Origin of the sequence: Pseudomonas sp. NY15354, assembly GCF_048068075.1 — a bacterium.
Taxonomy (GTDB): Bacteria; Pseudomonadota; Gammaproteobacteria; order Pseudomonadales; family Pseudomonadaceae; genus Aquipseudomonas; species Aquipseudomonas guariconensis_C.
Genome location: NZ_JBLUPV010000060.1, coordinates 1 through 2,752, shown reverse-complemented (window position 1 = coordinate 2,752; position 2,752 = coordinate 1). Strand labels below are relative to the sequence as shown.

The following is a 2,752-nucleotide window of genomic DNA, read 5'->3' as shown; positions in this document are numbered from 1 at the left end:
GCCTTGATCGTGTCTGGCTTTACTTCAAACTTCGAGTGACTTGCGACCGGAGGCAGCGGCAGCAACTCGACCTCGGCTTTCAGCGTGCCGAAGGGGGCGCCGTTGTAGTGCGGGATGACGGTGTAGTGGCCCGCAGCGGTGCCCTGGAGTGTCGCACGGTACTCACCGGTTTTAGCTTCTGAAATGTCGCCGAGCGTGATCCCGGGGGCCGGGCCGTTCGCCAGTTCGAACTTCAGCTGGTTGGCAAGGCCTTCCACGGGTTTGTCGTTCGCGTCCCTGGCGGTGAAGGTCAGGGTCGAAGTGTCGGTGCCGCTTGCCGGGATCTTGGGCGGGGCGGCCTCGAACCTCGAACGGCCCAGTGCAGGCGGCAAGGTCGTCAGTTGCACGGTGGCGCTCAGGCCACTGACGGGCTGACGGCCGATGGTCGGGACGAAGGTGTAGGTGTCTGCCTGCAGGCCGCGCACGGTCGTGTGGTAGACGCCGGTGTTGCCGTTTTCCTGGATCGGGTCGAGGGTGAGCTCGCCGGGGGCCGGTGGCTGGCCGCTGCTGTTGGTGACCGTCAACGCCAGCGTGTTGCCAAGGCCGGTGACGGGGTTGCCGTTGAGGTCCTTGGCGGTGAAGGTCAGCGTGGAGGTGTCGTAGTCGTTGGCCGGGATGATCCCCGGGTCGGCCTTCAGCGTCGAGGTGGAGGGCACGGGCCGCAAGGCCTGCAGCTCTACCTCGGCATTGAGCCGGCCGATGGGCTTACCGCCCAGTTGCGGGGTGACGGTGTAACGGCCGGCCAATTTGCCCTTGAGCGTCGCGGTGTAGCGGCCCTTGGTGCTTTCGACGATGGCGCTTACCGTCACGTCCGGGGGCGACACGCTGCCCTTGTCGCCCTGCACCGCGAACTTCAGGTTCTTGGCGAGGCCTTCGACCGGCACGCCGTCGGCATCCTGGGCCGTGAAGGTCAGCACGGTGGTGGTCTTGTCGTTGGCGGGGAGCCTTGCCGGGGTTGCGGTGAACGTGGACTTGCCGTCGTCCGGCAGGCTGCTGACGGTGCTGACCTGCGCGTGCGACAGCGCAGTCCCTTGCACGGACGGGGTCAAGGTGATCGATTGCGGCGTGGTGCCGGCGGTCACGCGCACGTCATAGCGGCCCGCCGAGACGCGCTCGGGCTTGGCGACCACGATGCCGCCCGCGCGGGTCTGCGCTTCGGCGACGGTGATCTGGAGGTCCGCCAGGGCGATGTCCACCGGTTGCTGCTGCTCGTCGCGGATGGCCAGGGTCAGGGTTTCGTAGGTAGTGCCATCGGTCGGCAGCACGGTGTGGGCGGGGGTGAAGGTGGAGTGGCGTGCGCTCACCGCCGGGGCGTTGACGGTGACCCGGGTCTCGCTGCGTGCGGAGCGGTTGCCTTTGCTGTCCACGGCCACGCCGTGGAGGGTGTACAGATTGGGTTGCTGGGTTTGGTAGTCGGGCAACACCACGCTGTAGTGGGGGCCGCCGTCGTGGACGAGCTTGCCGCCGGCCTGCAGCAGCGCCGGGGCGGTCCAGTCGATGTGCGACAGCGGGTACTTGCTGTTGACCCACACGCTCAGGGACTTGGTCTCGCCGCCCTGGCCGCTGACGTGGGCGGCGGCGGCCATCTGGATGACCTGTTTCTTGCGGTATTCGAGGACGATGTGGTTGTTGCGCTCGACCAGGTCGTAGCGGCTGCCGGCCAGGGTGCGCAGGGCGCCGACCCCGGCGGGGTCGACCTGCTTGGCCCACGGCTCGCCGATCTGGTAGTTGAACTCGGCGCCCACGGTAGTCTCGTTACCGCCATTGCCCTTGCGCTGGTCGGCGCTGAGGGTCAGCAGTGGAATGGGCGTGTAGGTGAGGCCGACGGTGACGGCGCTGGGGTCTTTCTTGCGGTTGTCCTTGCCGAACAGGCCGACTTCATCGCCGTAGTACTGCTCGTAGGTGAGCTTGCCGCCGAGCTGCGGCATCGCCGGCAGCCAGGCCTCGGTGCGCATGTCCCAGCCGTTGGCCGGGCGTTCCTGGTAGTCCTCGACGTCGGGCGAATCCTTCCAGCCGGTCAGACGCTGGTAGCTGTTGGCGTTGACCTTGAGAAAGTCGCGCCAGTATTCCACGCCCAGCCCGAGGCGGGCGTGCTGGCGAGACAGGTCGTAGTCCAGAAAGCTGTTGGCGCCGAGCATGTAGCTGTCGTTGAAACGGCGCACGCCCAGGCCCAGGCTGGTCTGCTGGCGCTCGTCCTTGCGGTGGACGCTGCCCTGGGCGAAGAGCAACTGCTCGGGGGTGTCGTGCAGCGGGGCGAGCAGTTCGACCTGGGAGTTCTTCAGCGAGAGCTTGTCGTCCACCTCGATCTGCACGCGGGCGGTGCCGAAGCGGCTGAGCCACTGCTGGGCCTGGCTGCTGGCCTCACCGGTGGCCAGGCCGCGGGCCATGGAGGCGGCGGCGTCGCCGTTGGGGTCGTTGCTGAGGAAGCTGCCGGTGCTGCTGGCCAGGGCGGCGAGCTTGCGGGCCTGCTCGTCATCAGCCTGGGCGGTGGCCTCCTGGCCTGGCGAGTTGAGGTCCGGCAGCGCGTGCGCGGGGGCCGAGGGCACGGACAAGCGATCGCCCGGCTTGAGGGCATCGAGGTCGCGGCCGGGGTTGAGGGTGCGCAGGGTGGCGATGGTGGTGGTGTAGTGGGTGGCGATCGAGGCCAGGGTCTCGCCCATGGCGAAGGTGTGGAGGTGAGCCGGTGATCGCTGGGCCGGTTGGGTGTCGGGCA

General features: G+C 68.0%; 1 protein-coding gene. It reads right to left on the bottom strand.

The genetic code is table 11. The features are described 5' to 3' along the window. The coding region (locus ACNFCH_RS25745) for an inverse autotransporter beta domain-containing protein (RefSeq protein ID WP_416744484.1) at positions 1-2,752 on the bottom strand (2,752 nt) is incomplete at both ends.